Origin of the sequence: Hyphococcus aureus (assembly GCF_042643165.1) — a bacterium.
GTDB lineage: Bacteria > Pseudomonadota > Alphaproteobacteria > Caulobacterales > Parvularculaceae > Hyphococcus > Hyphococcus aureus.
The window spans coordinates 37,491-54,654 of the sequence record NZ_JBHRSH010000002.1 but is presented as its reverse complement, the minus strand read 5'-3'; the positions used below and the strand labels follow the sequence as shown (position 1 = coordinate 54,654).

General features: G+C 58.4%; 15 protein-coding genes. 1 reads left to right on the top strand and 14 read right to left on the bottom strand.

Translation table 11 applies throughout. The features are described from left to right. Positions 1–2: 2 nt before the first annotated feature. Entirely contained in the window at positions 3–638 is a 636-nt protein-coding gene (gene upp / locus ACFOOP_RS13295) for a uracil phosphoribosyltransferase (protein ID WP_379881602.1), read from the bottom strand. Positions 639–728: 90 nt separating this feature from the next. Here upp and ACFOOP_RS13290 point away from each other — a divergent pair, with 90 nt between their 5' ends. After that, positions 729–1,175 carry a nucleoside deaminase gene (locus ACFOOP_RS13290; protein ID WP_379881601.1) on the top strand — a complete coding sequence of 149 codons (447 nt, stop codon included), beginning with the start codon at positions 729–731 and terminating at the stop codon, positions 1,173–1,175. A gap of 18 nt (positions 1,176–1,193) precedes the next feature. On the opposite strand, the gene leuB is transcribed toward ACFOOP_RS13290, so the two are convergent. From leuB to metX, 13 genes are all read right to left on the bottom strand, one after another. After that, entirely contained in the window at positions 1,194–2,231 is a 1,038-nt protein-coding gene (gene leuB, locus ACFOOP_RS13285) for a 3-isopropylmalate dehydrogenase (protein ID WP_379881600.1), read from the bottom strand. 4 nt (positions 2,232–2,235) lie between these two features. Then, on the bottom strand, positions 2,236–2,808 hold the full coding sequence (gene leuD / locus ACFOOP_RS13280) for a 3-isopropylmalate dehydratase small subunit (RefSeq protein ID WP_379881599.1): 573 nt from the start codon (positions 2,806–2,808) through the stop codon (positions 2,236–2,238). Beyond that, positions 2,808–4,238 carry a 3-isopropylmalate dehydratase large subunit gene (leuC, locus tag ACFOOP_RS13275; protein WP_379881598.1) on the bottom strand — a complete coding sequence of 477 codons (1,431 nt, stop codon included), beginning with the start codon at positions 4,236–4,238 and terminating at the stop codon, positions 2,808–2,810. Before leuC ends, leuD begins: the two co-directional genes overlap by 1 nt. Next, positions 4,235–5,836 (bottom strand): 2-isopropylmalate synthase, encoded by a 1,602-nt coding sequence (locus ACFOOP_RS13270; RefSeq protein WP_379881597.1) that lies wholly within the window; start codon positions 5,834–5,836, stop codon positions 4,235–4,237. Before ACFOOP_RS13270 ends, leuC begins: the two co-directional genes overlap by 4 nt. 120 nt (positions 5,837–5,956) lie before the next feature. Then, complete coding sequence (gene ilvN, locus ACFOOP_RS13265) at positions 5,957–6,523, bottom strand: acetolactate synthase small subunit (protein WP_379881596.1); 567 nt, start codon at positions 6,521–6,523, stop codon at positions 5,957–5,959. Further along, positions 6,520–8,313, bottom strand: coding sequence for an acetolactate synthase 3 large subunit (locus tag ACFOOP_RS13260; RefSeq protein WP_379881595.1), 1,794 nt, complete (start codon positions 8,311–8,313; stop codon positions 6,520–6,522). The genes ilvN and ACFOOP_RS13260 overlap by 4 nt, the downstream gene beginning before the upstream one ends. A gap of 8 nt (positions 8,314–8,321) precedes the next feature. After that, positions 8,322–9,332, bottom strand: coding sequence for a ketol-acid reductoisomerase (gene ilvC, locus ACFOOP_RS13255; protein WP_379881594.1), 1,011 nt, complete (start codon positions 9,330–9,332; stop codon positions 8,322–8,324). 20 nt (positions 9,333–9,352) lie between these two features. Further along, positions 9,353–11,032, bottom strand: coding sequence for a dihydroxy-acid dehydratase (ilvD, locus tag ACFOOP_RS13250; RefSeq protein ID WP_379881593.1), 1,680 nt, complete (start codon positions 11,030–11,032; stop codon positions 9,353–9,355). A gap of 409 nt (positions 11,033–11,441) precedes the next feature. Continuing rightward, positions 11,442–12,707, bottom strand: coding sequence for a glutamate-5-semialdehyde dehydrogenase (locus tag ACFOOP_RS13245; RefSeq protein ID WP_379881592.1), 1,266 nt, complete (start codon positions 12,705–12,707; stop codon positions 11,442–11,444). Next, complete coding sequence (gene proB, locus ACFOOP_RS13240) at positions 12,704–13,879, bottom strand: glutamate 5-kinase (RefSeq protein WP_379881591.1); 1,176 nt, start codon at positions 13,877–13,879, stop codon at positions 12,704–12,706. The genes ACFOOP_RS13245 and proB overlap by 4 nt, the downstream gene beginning before the upstream one ends. 9 nt (positions 13,880–13,888) lie before the next feature. After that, positions 13,889–14,920, bottom strand: coding sequence for a homoserine dehydrogenase (locus ACFOOP_RS13235; protein ID WP_379881590.1), 1,032 nt, complete (start codon positions 14,918–14,920; stop codon positions 13,889–13,891). After that, complete coding sequence (gene metB, locus ACFOOP_RS13230; protein WP_379881589.1) at positions 14,911–16,137, bottom strand: cystathionine gamma-synthase; 1,227 nt, start codon at positions 16,135–16,137, stop codon at positions 14,911–14,913. Before metB ends, ACFOOP_RS13235 begins: the two co-directional genes overlap by 10 nt. Beyond that, positions 16,137–17,129 (bottom strand): homoserine O-succinyltransferase MetX, encoded by a 993-nt coding sequence (gene metX, locus ACFOOP_RS13225; RefSeq protein ID WP_379881588.1) that lies wholly within the window; start codon positions 17,127–17,129, stop codon positions 16,137–16,139. Before metX ends, metB begins: the two co-directional genes overlap by 1 nt. Between the last annotated feature and the right edge of the window lie 35 nt (positions 17,130–17,164).

Below are 17,164 nucleotides of genomic sequence, written 5' to 3'. Positions count from 1 at the left end.
CTTCAGCCTTTGGTACCGTAAATTCGATCGCCGGCGTCGCCAAGCCCAGGCAAAATATAACCAACATCATTCAATTTCCGGTCGAGCGCCGCCGTAATGATCGGCACGTCCGGATGCGCCTTTGAAAGTTTTTCAACGCCCTCAGGCGCGGCGACAAGGCACAGAAATTTTATTTTTATTGCGCCGGCTTTTTTTAGTTCATTCACCGCGTCAATTGCCGTGTTCCCTGTCGCCAGCATAGGGTCAACCACAATAACGAGGCGCTCATCAAGCTTATCAGGCGTCTTAAAATAATAGCGATGCGCTTCCAGCGTTTCATGATCGCGTTGAATGCCCACATGTCCAACGCGCGCCGACGGAATTAGATCGAGCAATCCATCCAGGAGGCCATTGCCCGCGCGCAGGATCGAGACAAAACAGAGTTTCTTGCCTTCAAGATAGGGTGCGCTGATTTTTTCCAGCGGCGTTTCGATATCAATCTTGCCAAGTGTCAGATCCTTCGTAACCTCGCAGCCCAGAATGACGGCGACTTCCCGCAACACCTGACGGAATTGCGCCGTTGACGTGTTCTTGTCCCGTAAAATTGTCAGCTTGTGCTGGATCAAAGGGTGATCAACCACGGTGAGATTGGCGTACATGGAACCTCGATTGTCTTGGCGGCGGCTAGTCCTTATGAATAATGGCCTTTATCAATCATGAAACTGGCCTTGTCTATCAGGAGGACCGTGATGCTGAACGATTACGACCTGGAGTTCATTGAGCTCGCCTACAGCGAAGCTAAAAAGAGCTATGACGAAGGCGGTCTCCCCATTGGCTCGGCGTTGGCGCGGGGGCCGGAGTTCATAGCCGCCGGACATAATCAGCGAGTGCAGCAAGGCGACCCGATTGCCCATGGCGAGATGGATTGTTTGCGCAAGGCTGGACGTCAGAAAAGCTATCGCGATTTGACGCTCTACACGTCTCTCTCGCCCTGCATGATGTGTTCGGGAACCATCGTTCAGTTCAAAATTCCCCGCATCGTCATCAACGACACACAGAATTTCGGCGGCAATGAAGAGTTCTTGAAATCACGCGGCATTGAGGTGATCGACGTTGCGCATCCTGCTTCGCTGGAACTCATGGCGCGGTTCATTCGTGAAAAGCCGGAATTGTGGAATGAGGATATTATGGAGTGAAGCGAATAAGTGCTTTATCTAGATCAACTCCACAACCGCATCCGTAAATGACGCCGTATTGTCTTCCCCGCCAATGTCGCCGGTGCCACGCCCCGAAGCGAGCGCCTTTGAGACCGCCGCTTCAATAGCGTCGGCGGCGGCGCCTTCATTCAAACTATAGCGCAACAACATCGCCGCGCTCATGATCGCGCCGGCGGGATTGGCTTTGCCCTGCCCGGCGATATCCGGCGCAGAGCCATGGATCGGCTCGAAAAGGCCACGCGTTCCGTCGCCCAGCGACGCCGATGGAGCGAGACCGATGGACCCTGAAAGCACCGACGCTTCATCGCTCAAAATATCACCGAAAAGATTTTCGGTGAGGATCACATCATACTCCGCCGGCGCCTGAATAAGCTTCATGGCCATGGCGTCGACCAGCATGTGAGAGAGCTCGACGTCTTTATATTCCGCTGCATGCAGCTCATTGACGGCATTTCGCCACAATCGGCTGGTGGCGAGCACATTCGCCTTGTCGACAGATGCGACACGCCCCTTTCGTTTACGCGCCGCTTCAAAGGCGATCCGTGCAACGCGCGTCACTTCTTCCTTTGTATAAAGACATTCATCAGTGGCGCGGTCGTCGCCTTCCGTGCGGTCGCCGAAATACATCCCGCCTGTCAGTTCGCGCACGATCAACATATCGACGCCTTTGACACGAGCTTCACGCAATGGCGACAGATGCTCCATACCGCCGGCGACACTCACGGGACGTAGATTGGCGTAAACGCCGAGCGCCTTGCGCATTTCCAGAAGCCCCGCCTCGGGCCGGCGTTTCGCCTTGTCCCATTTCGGCCCGCCAATGGCGCCAAGAAAAATGGCGTCGGCGCCAAGACACGCCTCTTTCGTTTCCGATGGAAAAGGGTCACCGCAAGCGTCGATAGCGGCGCCGCCGAAAAAACAGTCTTTGAAATCCAGCGTCAGGGAAAACTTCTTCGCAGCCGCTTCGAGCACCCGTTTCGCCGCGTCCGCAACTTCAGGGCCAACGCCATCGCCGGGAAGGAAAGCGATCATCGCCATATTCTTATCTTTCGTAGGCTTCGATTTCAGGCAACTGATTCAACAGATGACCGAGCGGGTCAACACCGTCGAGAAGACAGCGGCGCGCGAAAGCCTCAATCGGAAAGGCTCCTTTTTCACCATCGCCAAATGTCACTTCACAGTTTTCGAGATCAATGGTGACTTCTGCGCCCGGTGACGCAAGCAATTTTCTATGCGTTTCTTCATCGACTTCAACCGGCAGCAATCCGTTTTTCTGGGCGTTGCTTTTGAAAATGTCAGCGATGTCGGAGCTGATCACTGCACGAAACCCAAAATCCGACAGCGCCCATGGCGCATGTTCTCGCGAAGAGCCGCAGCCAAAATTTGATCCCGCCACAAGAATTTTGTGCGTCGCCGGATTTACGCCATTGAAGACTGACGAGTTTTTTGGCCGCCCATCTTCGTCATACCGCCAGTCATAGAAAGCGGACTTACCAAGGCCATCTTTCACTGTCGTCGTCAGGAAGCGCGCCGGGATAATCTGGTCGGTGTCGATATTTTCCTGCCGCAACACTACCGTGCGCGAGGTCAGGGTTTTAATCGGGTCGAATGACATCAGGCGCTCTCCCGCGCAAAAAGATAGGGACGCGGATCGGCGATGTGACCTTCAATCGCCGAGGCTGCAGCGGTCGCGGGGCTCGCCAGCACGGTGCGCACCCCTTTCCCCTGCCGGCCGATGAAGTTGCGGTTAGAAGTCGAAACCACAAGTTCGCCGGGCTTGCCGGAATCACCATTCATGGCGATACACATGGAGCAACCGGGTTCGCGCCATTCAGCGCCGGCGGCGAGGAAAACTTCGTGAAGCTTTTCCGCTTCCGCAGCGCGCTTGACCGCTTCAGACCCGGGGACAACGAGCGCAATGACGCCGGGTTTAACTTTCCGGCCGCGCATGACGAGCGCCGCTTCGCGCAGATCCGACAGACGGGAGTTGGTGCAGCTGCCGATAAAGACACGATTGACCGCAACGTCGGAAAACGGCTTTCCGGCTGTAAACTGCATGTAATCCGCAGCGTGATGTTCGGCGTCGGTTTGAGGCGTCGGCGCCATATCATCAACCGGCGCCGCAGCGTCGGGCGAGACGCCAAAGGTGATCATGGGACGGATATTAGCGGCGTCTACATGCACCTCCCAGTCGAAACTGGCGCCAAGATCTGTCTTTAACTCCATCCAGTCAGCCAATGCTTCGTTCCAGGCAAGCCCCTTCGGCGTATAATCGCGACCGTGAAGCCATTCGAACGTTGTCTGGTCCGGCGCGACCATGCCAAAGCGCGCGCCCGCTTCGATGGACATGTTGCACAAGGTCATGCGCCCATCCATGGAAAGGTCCCGCACCGCCTCTCCGGCGAATTCAATGGCGCACCCCTGACCGCCATCGGCGCCGATCTGCGCGATCATAGCGAGGGCCATATCTTTGGCGCCGACGCCCTCTGGAAGTGCGCCGTCGAAATTGACCCGAATGGATTTCGGCTTTCTCTGCAACACACATTGCGTTGCAAGCACATGCCCCACTTCGGTCGTGCCAATCCCAAAAGCGAGGGCCCCAAAGGCGCCATGGGTCGAGGTGTGACTGTCGCCGCAGACAATCGTCTTGCCCGGCTGGGTCAGCCCAAGCTCCGGTCCGATCACATGCACAATGCCCCGGCGCGGATCGCCCATATTCAACAGCTCAACGCCGTGCTTTTCGCAGTTCCTGATAAGGGTGTCGACCTGCGTCTTCGCTTCAGGCGTCGCATAGGGAAGCTCACCCTTTGCGTTCGCCGGCAAGGTCGGCGTCGAATGATCGAGTGTGCCGAAAGTTTTATCCGGACGGCGAACCTTCAGGCCGCGCCCGTCAAGAACGGAAAAAGCCTGAGGCGACGTCACCTCATGGATAAGATGAAGATCGATATAAAGTACGGCTGGCGCCTCGACCGTTTCCTCTACGACGACATGGCGCTCCCATAATTTATCGAACAGGGATTTTGGACTGGAACTCAACTCACTCATGACGCCGCCGCCTCATTTGAATAATTCGCCTCACCAACCGCGCGGATCGCCGCCGCCTGGTTGATCGCCGCAACGAACGCGGCGACTGCCGCATCGGCGATATCAACTTCCTTGCCTTTGCCCGAATAATCACGGCCGTCAACGGTCACAACGGCGTCAGCCCGGACTACACCTTCTTCAGCTTCATGATGAAGGTCGATAGTTTTAATACGTCCCGCCACATCGGTAATGGCGCAAACCGCTGCAAACGCAGCGTCGATGGGTCCGATGCCTTCATGGGTGACGGTGTGTTGCTCGCCGCTATCATGCTCAAGCGTCACACGCGCATAAGGCTTCGTCCCCTCCTCCATATCGATGTGGAGATCAGATCGGCGCATGCGCCACGGCCCCATGCGCCCGTCGACGGCGGAATTGCCGGTAATCAGCTTCACCAATTGTGCGTCAGTCACCTCGCGCGTCGTGTCCGCCAGTTTTTTGAAATCCGGGAAAATATCTTCGACTTTTTGCGGCGAGATTTTGAACCCCAGAGCTTCAGCGCGGGCGCGCACTGCATGCTTGCCGGAATGCTTGCCCAGAACGATGGAATTGGCCGGCATGCCCACTGATTCAGCATCCATGATTTCATAGGTGCGTTTATCGGCCAACACGCCATGCTGGTGAATACCGGATTCATGGGCGAAGGCGTTCTTGCCGACAATCGCCTTGTTGCGCGGGATCGGATTGTGGGTCACGCGCGCCAGCGCGAGGCTCGCCGGATAAATTTTCTCCGTTTCTATTTGCGTTTCAAGATTAAAAAAATCACGGCGAGTTTTAATGGCCATCACCGCTTCTTCCAGAGAGCAATTGCCTGCGCGCTCGCCGATGCCGTTGATCGCGCATTCAATCTGACGGGCGCCGCCGCGCACCGCCGCAAGTGAATTGGCCACCGCCATGCCAAGATCGTCATGGCAATGCGTTGAGAAAGTTACCTTCTCGGCGCCTTTGGCGTTCTCTTTCAAAAAACGGAAAAGATCGACGATCTCTTCCGGCGTCGTATAACCGACAGTGTCCGGAATATTGATGGTTGTGGCGCCGGCTTCAATGGCCGTATTGACGGCTTCAATCAGATAATCTCGCTCGGTGCGAATGGCGTCTTCCGGCGAGAATTCAACCTCGTCGCACAAAGGAACGGCGAAAGCGACGAGACGGCCAATGCGCTCGATAATCTCGTCCTTGGTCATTTTCAGCTTGGCGTCCCGGTGCGTCGGGCTGGTGCCGATGAACGTATGGATACGTTTATGGCGCGCAGGCTCCAGCGCGCGGGCGGACGCCTCAATGTCTTTATCGTTGAGGCGTGACAGGGAGCAGATCGTCGGCCCTGTAATTTCCGTCGCAACAGCCGAAATCGCCGCCGCATCACCCGGCGAGGCGGCCGCGAACCCCGCTTCGATAATGTCGACATTCAGCGCTGCAAGCGCGCGGGCGACGATGAGCTTGGCGTCCGTGGACATGGAAAAGCCCGGCGCCTGTTCGCCGTCGCGTAATGTGGTGTCGAAGATTTTTACGTGATTGTCCGGCTTGGCGCCTACATCACTAATATCTGTCTGATCCGTGGTCATGTTGAATTCCTTGCATGAGGTCCTTTGTATTCGCCCATTTTTAACGCGCGGCGATTTCACCGCGCGGGGCTAAGGAGCAGGCTCAATAGAGGGTCCAACAAATAACTCGGCGACATGGCTTCAGTCCTTTTCAACGCCGCGGCGAATAGATAACACGCCTGTGCGTGAGACCTCTGACAAACCTAGCGGTTTCATCAGATCGATGAAGGCGTTGATTTTCTCCCGGGCGCCGGTGATCTCGAACACGAAAGAGGTGTGCGTTGTGTCGAGAGCGCGGGCGCGGAAAATATCCGACAGGCGCATGGCCTCCAGTCGGTTTTCACCCTCATTTACGACTTTGATCAATGCCAGCTCGCGCTCCAGCGCGTCGGTTTCCGCCGAAACGTCAATGACGCGGCGTACCGGCACAAGGCGGCCGAGCTGCGCCTTGATCTGTTCAATCTTCGAGGGCGTGCCGGTCGTCACCACGGTGATGCGCGATGTGTGTTTTTCAACATCCGTTTCTGCAACCGTGAGGCTTTCGATATTATAGCCGCGCGCAGAGACAAGCCCCACGACGCGAGACAAAACCCCGGGCTCGTTATCGACGATGACGGCGAGAATGACTTCCCGTTCCGCGCCTTCATCGCGCGTGACCGGATAAACCGACTGGGACGGGGCGCCCGGTGTTGAGTTTGCGGCGGTCATACCAGTGTCTTCCCTTGTTCGGAAACGGCGCCTTCTTTCATCTCCCCAAACAGCATTTCATTATGCGCTGCGCCCGAGGGGATCATCGGGAAGACATTTTCTTCCTGCGTGACGACGCAATCGAACAGGACCGGTTTTGGCGATTCAATCATCTCAATGATTTTTGCGTCGAGTTCATCGGGCGTAGTCGCATGAATGCCATGTCCGCCATAGGCTTCGGCGAGCTTCACAAAGTCCGGCAAGCTATCGGAATAGGAGTGAGAATAGCGCCCGCCGTGGAGAAGCTCCTGCCACTGACGAACCATGCCGAGATAGGCGTTGTTCAGAATGAAAATCTTGATCGGCAGATCATGCTGCACCGCCGCCGACATTTCCTGCATGGTCATCTGCACCGAGGCGTCACCGGCGATGTCGATGACCAGCGCGTCCGGGTAGGCCGCCTGAACGCCGAGCGCTGCGGGCAGGCCGTACCCCATTGTGCCGAGCCCGCCAGACGTCATCCAGCGGTTGGGCTCATCGAAATGAAAATGCTGGGCCGCCCACATCTGATGCTGGCCGACCTCGGTCGTGACGTAGACATTCTTGTCGCGCGTCAGCGCATAAAGGCGCTCAATGGCATATTGCGGTTTGATAGCGTCTTTCGCCGGCGCATATTGGAAAGACTTGCGCGCGCGCCAGCCATCGACCTGCTCAAGCCAGCCTTCAATCCGTCCGCGGTCATGTTTTTCTTCTTTTTCGCGCCTTTGCCATTCGGCAAGCATCGCCGACATGACGGCTCCGGCGTCGCCGATAATGCCGATATCGACAGGCACGTTCTTGTTTATGGAAGACGGGTCGATATCGATATGAACCTTGCGCGAGTTGGGTGAGAACGCATCGAGACGGCCAGTGACCCGGTCATCAAAGCGCGCGCCAATAGCGATCATCAAATCGCAATCATGCATGGCGTTGTTTGCTTCGTAAGAACCATGCATGCCCAGCATTCCGAGCCATTGCGGATCGGAGGCGGGGAACGCGCCGAGCCCCATCAGGGTCGACGTCACCGGAAAACCGGTCGCCTTTGCAAGATCACGCAGCGTTCTCGATGCGTCGGGACCTGCATTGATAACGCCGCCGCCTGTATAAAATACCGGACGGCGCGCATAGCGCATTAAATCGACAACCTGATCGATCTGGTTAGGGTCAATCTCGGGCGTGACGATGCAATTGCGGTTACGCGCGTCGGCCCGCGACGTATATTGCGCCGCTTCGAACTGCACGTCCTTTGGAATGTCGATCAGAACAGGCCCCGGGCGGCCATTGCGTGCGACATGAAACGCCTCATGCACTGTCGTTGACAGCGTATGGGATGATTTCACCAGATAGTTATATTTGGTGCAAGAACGGGTGATGCCGGTCGTGTCGCATTCCTGAAAGGCGTCGGTCCCGATCAGCGGCCGCGCCACCTGGCCTGTGATGCAGACAATCGGAATGGAATCCAGAAGCGCGTCGGCAAGGCCGGTGACCGCATTTGTGGCGCCGGGGCCCGACGTCACCAGTGCGACGCCAACCTTGCCTGTGGAGCGCGCATACCCCTCCGCCGCATGCAGCGCGCCCTGTTCGTGGCGCACTAGAATGTGGCGGATGGTGTCGCGCGCATGCAGCGCGTCATAAATCGGCAACACGGCGCCGCCGGGATAACCGAAGATCAGATCCACGCCCTGCTCCTCCAGCGCATCAAGGAGAAGTTCAGCGCCCGACTTGGTCATCGCCGCCGTCTTTGTCTCTTGTTTCGCTTGAGAAGCAGTCATGTCGGGCCTCAGTTCGGTTTTGTGTTGGCGCCCGGCTTCAACCAGGACATGCGCGCGCGCAATTCCTTGCCGGTCTTTTCGATGGGATGCTCCAGATCGGCCCGCAACATTTGATTGTAGCGAACTTTGCCGGCCTGGTTTTCGACGATCCAGTCATGAGCGAAATTGCCATTCTGAATATCAGTCAGCACTTCTTTCATACGCTGTTTCGTTTCGGCGTTGATAACGCGCGGCCCGGAAACGAAGTCGCCATATTTCGCGGTCTCGGAAATGAAGTCATGCATCCGCGTGATGCCGCCCTCATAAAAGAGATCGACGATCAGCTTCAGCTCATGAAGACATTCGTAATAGGCGATTTCCGGCTGGTAGCCCGCTTCCACCAATGTTTCGAAACCGGCGATCACGAGTTCCGATGCGCCGCCGCACAGAACAGCCTGTTCGCCGAAGAGGTCGGTTTCCGTTTCTTCGCGGAAGGTCGTTTCAATAACGCCCGCCGAAGCGCCGCCAATCAGGCTTGCATAGGCGAGCGCCTTGTCTTTCGCCTGACCGGTCGCATCCTGATGAATGGCGAACAGGCTCGGCACGCCGCGCCCGCGCTCATATTCCGAACGCACAAGGCCGCCCGGACCTTTCGGCGCCACCATGATGACATCCACATTAGCCGGCGGATTGATGCGGCCGTAAAGCACCGTGAAGCCGTGCGCCATCAACAATGCGTCGCCGTCTTTCAGATTGGGTTCAATCTGGTCTTTGAAAATCTGCTCGTGGGTCATATCCGGCGTCAGCACCGCGATCAGCTTCGCCTGCCGGCTCGCCTCGGCGACCGTCGCCACTTCCAGACCATCTTCCTGCGCGCGCTTGGCGCCCGGGCCATCAGGGCGAACGCCGACAATCACCTTGCAGCCGGAATCATGCAGGTTCAGCGCATGGGCGCGGCCCTGACTGCCATAGCCGATAACGGCGACAACATCGTTCTTCACAATCGCCGGGTTTGCATCGTCTTCCGTATAGACTCTCATGTCTTTTAAATCCCTCTTACTTAGTCGTTTGATGTTTGAATGGTGACGGCGCCTTTTGACGCCGAGGAAACCAGCTTTGCATATTTGTCGAAAACACCGCCCATGCGGTTCGGCGCTTTGGGTTTGAAGGCTGCGCGGCGCGCATCCCAGTCGATGTCGGCGTCGATGCGGCGCGCTTCTGCATCGATGATGATCTTGTCGCCGTCCTGAAGCAGGCCGATCGGTCCGCCAGCAGCGGCTTCCGGCGCGACATGGCCGATGACGAAGCCGTGCGAGGCGCCGGAAAACCGTCCATCGGTGATCAGCGCGACCTTGCCCGCAAGGCCCTGCCCCGCGACAGCCGCAGTCGTCGCCAGCATCTCGCGCATGCCAGGGCCGCCTTTAGGCCCTTCATATCGGATGACGACCACATCGCCTTCCTTGATTTGGCGATCATTGACCGCCTTGAAGGCGGCCTCTTCGCCGTCAAAGACGCGCGCCGTTCCTTCAAAGGCGCCGTCGGCATAGCCGGCGGTTTTCAAAACGCCGCCTTCCGGCGCCAAATCGCCATAGAGAATCCTTAGGCCGCCGGTTTTTTTGAAAGGATCACTGACTGCGTGAACAACTTTCTGGCCGGGCGTTTCCTCCGCTTTTTTGAATTCACCAAAGAGGGTTTCACCCGACACCGTTGGCGTATCTTCTATTTTACCGCCTTCCACCAGGCTCTGACCGAACAGGCGGACACCGCCCGCGGCGTACAAGTCTTTCGCCAGATATTGCCCGCCGGGTTTCAGATTTGAGATCACCGGCGTTGTGCGCGAAAGCTCGTCAAAGAGATCAATCGAGAACGGAACGCCCGCTTCAGCGGCGATTGCGGCCAGATGCAACACCGCATTGGTGGAGCCGCCCGACGCTACCACCGACGTGGCGGCGTTGCGCAAGCTTGTTTCCGTGATGAACTGGCGGGCGGTCTTTCCGTCCTTCACCAGCTGCGCCGCCAGCTTGCCGCAGCGAACGCCCTCAGCGGCTTTTTCTTCTGCAATCGCCGGCGGGTCGCCTGCGCCAATGGGCGCGAGCCCCAAAAACGCCAGCGCCATGGCCATGGTGTTCGCCGTAAACTGACCGCCGCAGGCGCCAGCGCCCGGACAGGCCTCGCGTTCAATCTGGTCAAGCTCCTCGTCGGAATAATCGCCCTTCGCGTGTGCTCCGACCGCCTCGAACACATCCTGAATGGAAAGATCTTTTTCCTCGCCGCGGAATTTGCAATGGCCAGCCATGATTGTGCCGCCATAGAAAATGACGCCCGGTATATCCATACGCGCGAGCGCCATCGCCGCCGCTGGCAGGGTCTTGTCACAGCCGACCAGAATGACCGCCGCGTCCAGCGAATGTCCGCGCACGGCCAGTTCGATGGAGTCAGCGATCACTTCGCGGGAGATCAGCGACGCGCGCATGCCTTCGCCGCCCATGGTGATGCCGTCGGAGACGACAATGGTATTGAAATCCACCGGCGTTGCGCCGCCGGCCCGAATGCCTTCGCGGACAGGTTCGGCCAGCTTGTCGAGATGCATGTTGCAAGGCGTCACCGTGGACCAGGTGTTCACCACCGCGATGATGGGCCCGGCGAGTTCGTTGTCGCCCAGCCCCGTCGCGCGCAACATGGCTCGCGCCGGCGCCTTGGCGGCCCCTTTGGTGATTGCGTCTGATCTTTTCGTCGTCATCTCGTCCGTTCATTCTTTTCTGAACGAACCGCCGGGCATGAAAAAACCCGCTTCCTTTCGGGAGCGGGCTGTCCGGAGGTCCGTCGTGCTAAACTAGCGCGCGGGCTCCATGGCCGCTCCCCGAATGGGGCTAATAAGGAGTACGAGTACGAGCACCACAAGGGATACAGCCATAAGCATCGGGTCCGCGATTACCGCGCCCTCTCCCTTCATGCTGATGTCCGCCAAAGCCCGCATTTCACTACTCTTTCGCGCCGTTTTTGCAGCGCAGAACCCGCTTACATCCGGGCCTGTTAACAAACAAGGAAAAAATGCCCGTTTTGGTCATTTTTTTCGATTGGGGCGCTCACCCTGCACGCCTAATTAGCAGAATATGCTCCCGCCGGAATCGGATCGGTCGGCGGCGTCATCACGGGCGCACCTGACCGGTTCCCCTTACAACATTCTTGTAGGTCGTCAGCTCCTCCACCCCTGCCGGTCCCCGGGCGTGGAGGCGGCCCGTGGCGATGCCGATTTCGGCGCCTAGACCGAACTCGCCGCCGTCTGCGAACTGGGTCGAGGCGTTATGCATGACAATAGCGCTGTCGACTTCATTCAGAAACCGCGCCGCCGTCTCCGCATTTTCAGTGACGATGGATTCCGTATGGGACGATGAATATTTGGCGATATGCGCAATCGCGCCGCCAACGCCATCCACCAAAGCAACAGATAGAATGGGCGCGAGGTATTCAGTATGGAAATCTTCCTCGCTCGCAGATGCTATTTCAGGATCGATTGCCTGTAAGGCCTCATCGCCGCGTAATTCACAGCCCTTTTTGCGCAAGGCGCTTGCGAGCTTCGGCCAAACAGCTTCAGCGATAGCTTGATCAATCAACAATGTCTCCGCCGCGCCGCAGACGCCGGTGCGCCGCATCTTGGAGTTAACAACAATTTCGACAGCTTTTTTTAGGTCTGCGTCGCGGTCCACATAGACATGACAAATGCCGTCGAGATGGGAGAGCACGGGCACCCGCGCTTCTGACTGCACCCGCGCCACCAGCGACTTGCCGCCCCGGGGAATAACAAGATCGATACGACCGCCAAGGCCAGACAGAAGCGCGCCGACTGCGGCGCGGTCCGGCGTCTCCACAAATTGCGCGGCGCCGTCAGGCAAGCCAGCGACCTCAAGCGCATCATGGAAACAGTCGAACAGCGCTTTGGATGTTTTGATGCATTCGGACCCGCCGCGAAGAATCACGGCGTTGCCGGCTTTCACCGCAATAGCAGCGGCGTCAACCGTGACATTGGGGCGGCTTTCATAGATCACCGCGATGACGCCGATAGGCGTTCTCACCCGCTCGATCTCAAGCCCGTTGGGCCGCGACCATTTGGCGATGGATTTGCCCACCGGATCCGGCAAGGCGGCGATATCTTCCAGCGCCTTTGCAATCCCTTCCATGCGGTCAGGGCTCAGCGCCATGCGGTCAAGAAAGGCGGCGTCCTGCCCCTTGGCTTTTGCAACGGAAAGATCGCCCGCATTGATTTCGAGAATTTCGCCCGCGCGTTCACGGATGAGCGCCGCCGCTTTAGTCAGCGCCGCATTCTTGCGCTCCGTCGAGGCAGACGCCATGACGCGCGAAGCGGCGCGCGCCTTCGCAGCGAGGCCTTCCATATAGGCCGTGATGTCGTCACTCATGGACCGCTCCTCAGGATCAGATCGTCTTTCTCCACAAGCGCGGGGCGACGGCGATAGCCAAGCAATGCTTCAATCTTATCGGACTTGGCGCCCGCCACTTTGCGCGCCTCGCCTGCATCGTAGGCGGAAAGCCCCTGCCCGATCAGCGCGCCGTTCGCGCTGACAATTTCAACCGCGTCGCCGCGCGAGAAGGCGCCGGTTATTTCTTTTACGCCAGCAGGCAACAGGCTGGCGCCCGATTGCAGCGCTTTGGCGGCGCCCTCATCGATAACAAGACGGCCCAATGGCTTGAGGCGGCCCGCAATCCACTGCCGCCTGGCGCCGTCATGGGTGGTCGATGCGCAAAATAACGTCGCCGCGCCGCCGTCAAGCACCGCCTTCAAAGGATGATCGACCAACCCCGGCGCGATGATGGTGTCGCAACCGGCGCCGCCCGCGATTTTCGCCGCGGCAATCTTCGACGCCATACCGCCGGAACCGACGCCCGCATCCCTATTGACGCCGCCGGCCATGTTTTCAATCTCCGGCGTGATAGCGTCAACGACAGAGATGTGTTGTGCGGTTGAATCCTTGCGCGGATCGCTGGTGTAGAGACCGTCAATGTCGGACAGAATGATCAGAAGATCGCTTTCCACCAATTGCGCGGCATGCGCTGCAAGCCGGTCATTATCGCCATAACGAATTTCACTGGTCGCAATTGTGTCGTTTTCATTGACGAGGGGCAGCGCGCCGAGATCCAGCAGCGTGCGGAATGTCGCCCGGGCGTTGAGATAACGCCGCCTGCTTTCGGTGTCTTCAAGGGTGATGAGGATCTGCGCGATAGCGACATCATGAGGCGCAAAGGCCGCCTGCCAGGCTTGGGCGAGCGCCGCCTGTCCGGCAGCGGATGCGGCCTGCTTTTCATCGAGCCTCAGCGCACCGGAAAGACCAAGCCGGCGGCGGCCCAGCGCAATCGCACCAGAGGTCACAATGACAACCTCGCAACCCGATTGCCTCAAACCGGCGATATCGGCGGCCAGCGAAGCGAGCCACGCCTCACGCACGGCGCCGCCGCCCTGATCGGAAGGGCCGCACAAAATGGCGGAGCCCACCTTGACGACCAGGCGTTTCGCCACCCGCGCAGCATTAGACGCGGCGCTCTGCGCCGCGTTTTGATGTTCATCAGAAGACATTTTTTGCTTCTAGCTGAAGGTCTTTACGCGGCGCAAAGTATTTTCACCTTCGTCTGGCGGCGTCTGCGCAATCTTTTCAAGCTCGGCGAAAATGCTGGAGACCGTTGGCGCGCGTCCTGCGCCTTTACCCTGACACGTAAACTCAGCCCCGCCAATATTGAGCACGCGCAGCGCGTTGCCCTCTCCTTCTACATTGGCGAAGAGCGGATCGTCATCGACGCGCTCGAACCGAACACGCGCAGAAATCCCACCATCGGGCGCACGCTTGACGACAGACATCTGTCTCCAGACGCCGCCGATCTTCAAAAACTCCGCCGCGCGCTCAGCCGTTAAAGGCTCTACGCGAATGGCGTTCTGATCAATCTCTTTGCCGTAAGCTTCATAGGTGAGGATTGAAATCTTGGCGCGCGCATCCTCGCCGGAAAGATCCGCTGTCGGATCGGGCTCAGCGAAGCCGGCATCCTGCGCCGCCTTTACCGCGTCATCAAAAGACATGCCGTGTGCAAGCGAGGAGAGGATGAAATTCACCGTGCCGTTCAAAATCGCCGAAAGCTGGCGCGCTTCGCCTTCACCGCGGGCGCGTCGAACGGTTTCCACCATGGGCGCCCCGCCGCCAACCGAAGGAGAATAGGCGAACACCACATTGTTGCGACGGGCGAGATCATGCAGCGGCGCCAAATGACCGGCCACGGCCTGCTTGTTCGCTGTCACGATACTGACGCCGCGGGAGAGCGCGGCCTCAATCAGGCGTCGCCCCGCCTCACCGGTCGGGAGCGCATCGACGACCACATCAGGTTGCTCCACCAGAAAAACATCAGGATCGGAATAGGTACGAAGCGCTTTCAGGCGCTCATCGCGCTCCTTTGCGGGATCGCGCACCAGAGCAGCGCAAAGCGCGTAAGGCTCTGACGGCTCCACAAGACGCAAAGCTGCGCCTTCTCCAATGACGCCAAGACCGGCGACGGCCACGCGCAGCCTGCGCGGCGTGACTTGTTCCCCGCCATCGCTGGCGCCGAATTTATCCTTAACTTCTAAGCACATTTGCTCGTCGCCCCACTCGATAAATACGCAACTTTACCAGCGCCCGAATCTACCGCTCGGTCCAGCGCCGTTTCTATATCTCGCACAAGATCGTCTGTATGCTCAAGCCCGATGGAAAACCGGACGAGACGGTCGGAGATTCCCGCAACTTCACGCGCTTCCGGCGTCATCGCTGCATGCGTCATCGTCGCCGGCGTACACACCAGGCTTTCAAAACCGCCCAGCGACTCCGCAATCGTAAACAGATTGAGATTGCGCAGAAGCTCGATCACATCGACATTTTCAGCGAATTCCACTGAGAACATGGAGCCGAAGCCATTCTGCTGCGACTTGGCGATCTCATGACCGGGATGGTTAACGAGTCCCGGATAATAGACATTGGCGACGCGATCATCCGCGGCAAGCCGCGACACCACGTCGCCAGCCGTCGCCTGCTGGCGTTCAACGCGAGGGAAAAGCGTTCTCATACCCCGCAGGGTCAGGAAACTATCGAAGGGCGCGCCGGTGACGCCGGTGCAGTTCGCCCACCAGGCGAGATCGTCGCCAAGCGCCTTGTCGCGCGCAAGAACCGCGCCGCCGACAACATCGGAATGGCCATTGATAAATTTCGTCGTCGAATGAACAACGATATCGCATCCGAGATCGAGCGGACGCTGCAAAACTGGCGAAAGAAAGGTGTTGTCAGCGACGACAATCGCGCCACAGCCTTTTGCATGGGCGACGACCGCCCGAATGTCGGTAATTCGCAAGAGCGGATTGGAGGGCGTTTCGAGAAGCACAAGCTTTGGCTTGCGCGCGAAAGCAGCCTCAAGCTCGGCCGGATCGGTCTGGTTCGCATAGACCAGTTCAAACTGGCCGCGCTTGGCGCGCGCGGTTAGAAGCCGGTGCGTGCCGCCATAACAATCATGCGGCGCAAGTACGATCTCGCCCGGATCTACGAGGTTAAGCACAAGATCAAGCGCCGCCATGCCTGAAGAAACCACAACCCCGCGCGCCGCGCCTTCAAGCGCCGCAAGCGCTTCTTCAAGCTGCGTGCGCGTCGGATTGCCGGAGCGCGCATAATCATATTGCGGTTTGTCCAGCGGATCGTTCCAGCCGTAATTGGCCGAAAGGTGCAATGGCGGCGACACCGAATTGTAAGCAGGGTCCGTGGCGACGCCAGCCGTGGCGATAAGCGTTTCCGGTCGCAAGGTGTCAGGGCGCTGGGCGTCGCTCATTATTTTTTCTCCTCAAAGAATTTTTTGATATGCGGACCGATGAGATCGGCGTTTTTCAGAAAGGCGTCATGTCCGTAAAGGGACGGGATTTCGATGAATTGCGCGCCGGGAACGCCGTCCGCGAGGCGCTTCAGGTCGCAAAGCGGTGTGAGGCGGTCACTGTCTGGCGCAATAATGAGACTTTGCGCTGCAATCTTCGCCGGGTCTACGCGATGGCGATCAATGGAGTCGGACAAAGTCACGTAACGCTGCGGGTCGAGATGATAGGCGTCGCCACGCGCAATCAGATAGTCGCAAACATCGTAAGGCGCGCCTGCAGTCTCGCCGGGCATACTTTCGAACCGCTCGGCAAACTCCTCCGGCGTGCGATAGGTGACCATGGCGATCTGACGCGCCAGCGACACACCAGCTTTTGAATCGCCAAGCTTAGCGGCGAATTCGATGACGCGCCGCTGCACGCCGCGCAACGCCGTCGCCGACGGATGGGCGCGGTCGGGCGCGGAGATGGCGCATAATTTTTCAATCCGGTCAGGATAGGCTTCCGCGAAGGCAAGCCCGATCATCCCGCCATAAGAAGCGCCGAGAAATCCATAGAGCTTTTCAATATTCAAAACGTCGAGCGCATCGGTCAGCGCCCTGGCGTGATCATGTGTGGTGATGGTGCGCGCCGTCTCACCCGCATTGGGAAGGAAGTCGAAACCGATTACGCAAAAGCGTTCGAGATCCACAAACCCGTTCGGAGCGATGACGTCGCTCCACCAGCCTTCGCTATCCTTGCATTGGGCCACAGCGCGCCCCGCGGAAATGCCGCCCGCCGCGATGATCGCCGGCTTTTCAAGATCGCCATAGACCCGGACTTTCAGTTCCGGACGGCTCAGACTTTCGCCGCTATCGAGGATGAAATCCGCAGGCAGAAAAACGCTGACATCACAAAAGGGCTGCGATTTTTTCTTCGCGCCTTTTTCCGTCCGTTCTTGTGTCGCCGCTGACATGCTCAGCCTCTCCGCGTAAAACCCGTTCCACTCGA

What these genes read in the sequence shown, in the direction of transcription:
- upp (WP_379881602.1), bottom strand. Translation starts at nt 638, where the DNA reads ATGTACGCCAATCTCACCGTGGTTGATCACCCTTTGATCCAGCACAAG.
- ACFOOP_RS13290 (WP_379881601.1), top strand. Translation starts at nt 729, where the DNA reads ATGCTGAACGATTACGACCTGGAGTTCATTGAGCTCGCCTACAGCGAA.
- leuB (WP_379881600.1), bottom strand. Translation starts at nt 2,231, where the DNA reads ATGGCGATGATCGCTTTCCTTCCCGGCGATGGCGTTGGCCCTGAAGTT.
- leuD (WP_379881599.1), bottom strand. Translation starts at nt 2,808, where the DNA reads ATGTCATTCGACCCGATTAAAACCCTGACCTCGCGCACGGTAGTGTTG.
- leuC (WP_379881598.1), bottom strand. Translation starts at nt 4,238, where the DNA reads ATGAGTGAGTTGAGTTCCAGTCCAAAATCCCTGTTCGATAAATTATGG.
- ACFOOP_RS13270 (WP_379881597.1), bottom strand. Translation starts at nt 5,836, where the DNA reads ATGACCACGGATCAGACAGATATTAGTGATGTAGGCGCCAAGCCGGAC.
- ilvN (WP_379881596.1), bottom strand. Translation starts at nt 6,523, where the DNA reads ATGACCGCCGCAAACTCAACACCGGGCGCCCCGTCCCAGTCGGTTTAT.
- ACFOOP_RS13260 (WP_379881595.1), bottom strand. Translation starts at nt 8,313, where the DNA reads ATGACTGCTTCTCAAGCGAAACAAGAGACAAAGACGGCGGCGATGACC.
- ilvC (WP_379881594.1), bottom strand. Translation starts at nt 9,332, where the DNA reads ATGAGAGTCTATACGGAAGACGATGCAAACCCGGCGATTGTGAAGAAC.
- ilvD (WP_379881593.1), bottom strand. Translation starts at nt 11,032, where the DNA reads ATGACGACGAAAAGATCAGACGCAATCACCAAAGGGGCCGCCAAGGCG.
- ACFOOP_RS13245 (WP_379881592.1), bottom strand. Translation starts at nt 12,707, where the DNA reads ATGAGTGACGACATCACGGCCTATATGGAAGGCCTCGCTGCGAAGGCG.
- proB (WP_379881591.1), bottom strand. Translation starts at nt 13,879, where the DNA reads ATGTCTTCTGATGAACATCAAAACGCGGCGCAGAGCGCCGCGTCTAAT.
- ACFOOP_RS13235 (WP_379881590.1), bottom strand. Translation starts at nt 14,920, where the DNA reads ATGTGCTTAGAAGTTAAGGATAAATTCGGCGCCAGCGATGGCGGGGAA.
- metB (WP_379881589.1), bottom strand. Translation starts at nt 16,137, where the DNA reads ATGAGCGACGCCCAGCGCCCTGACACCTTGCGACCGGAAACGCTTATC.
- metX (WP_379881588.1), bottom strand. Translation starts at nt 17,129, where the DNA reads ATGTCAGCGGCGACACAAGAACGGACGGAAAAAGGCGCGAAGAAAAAA.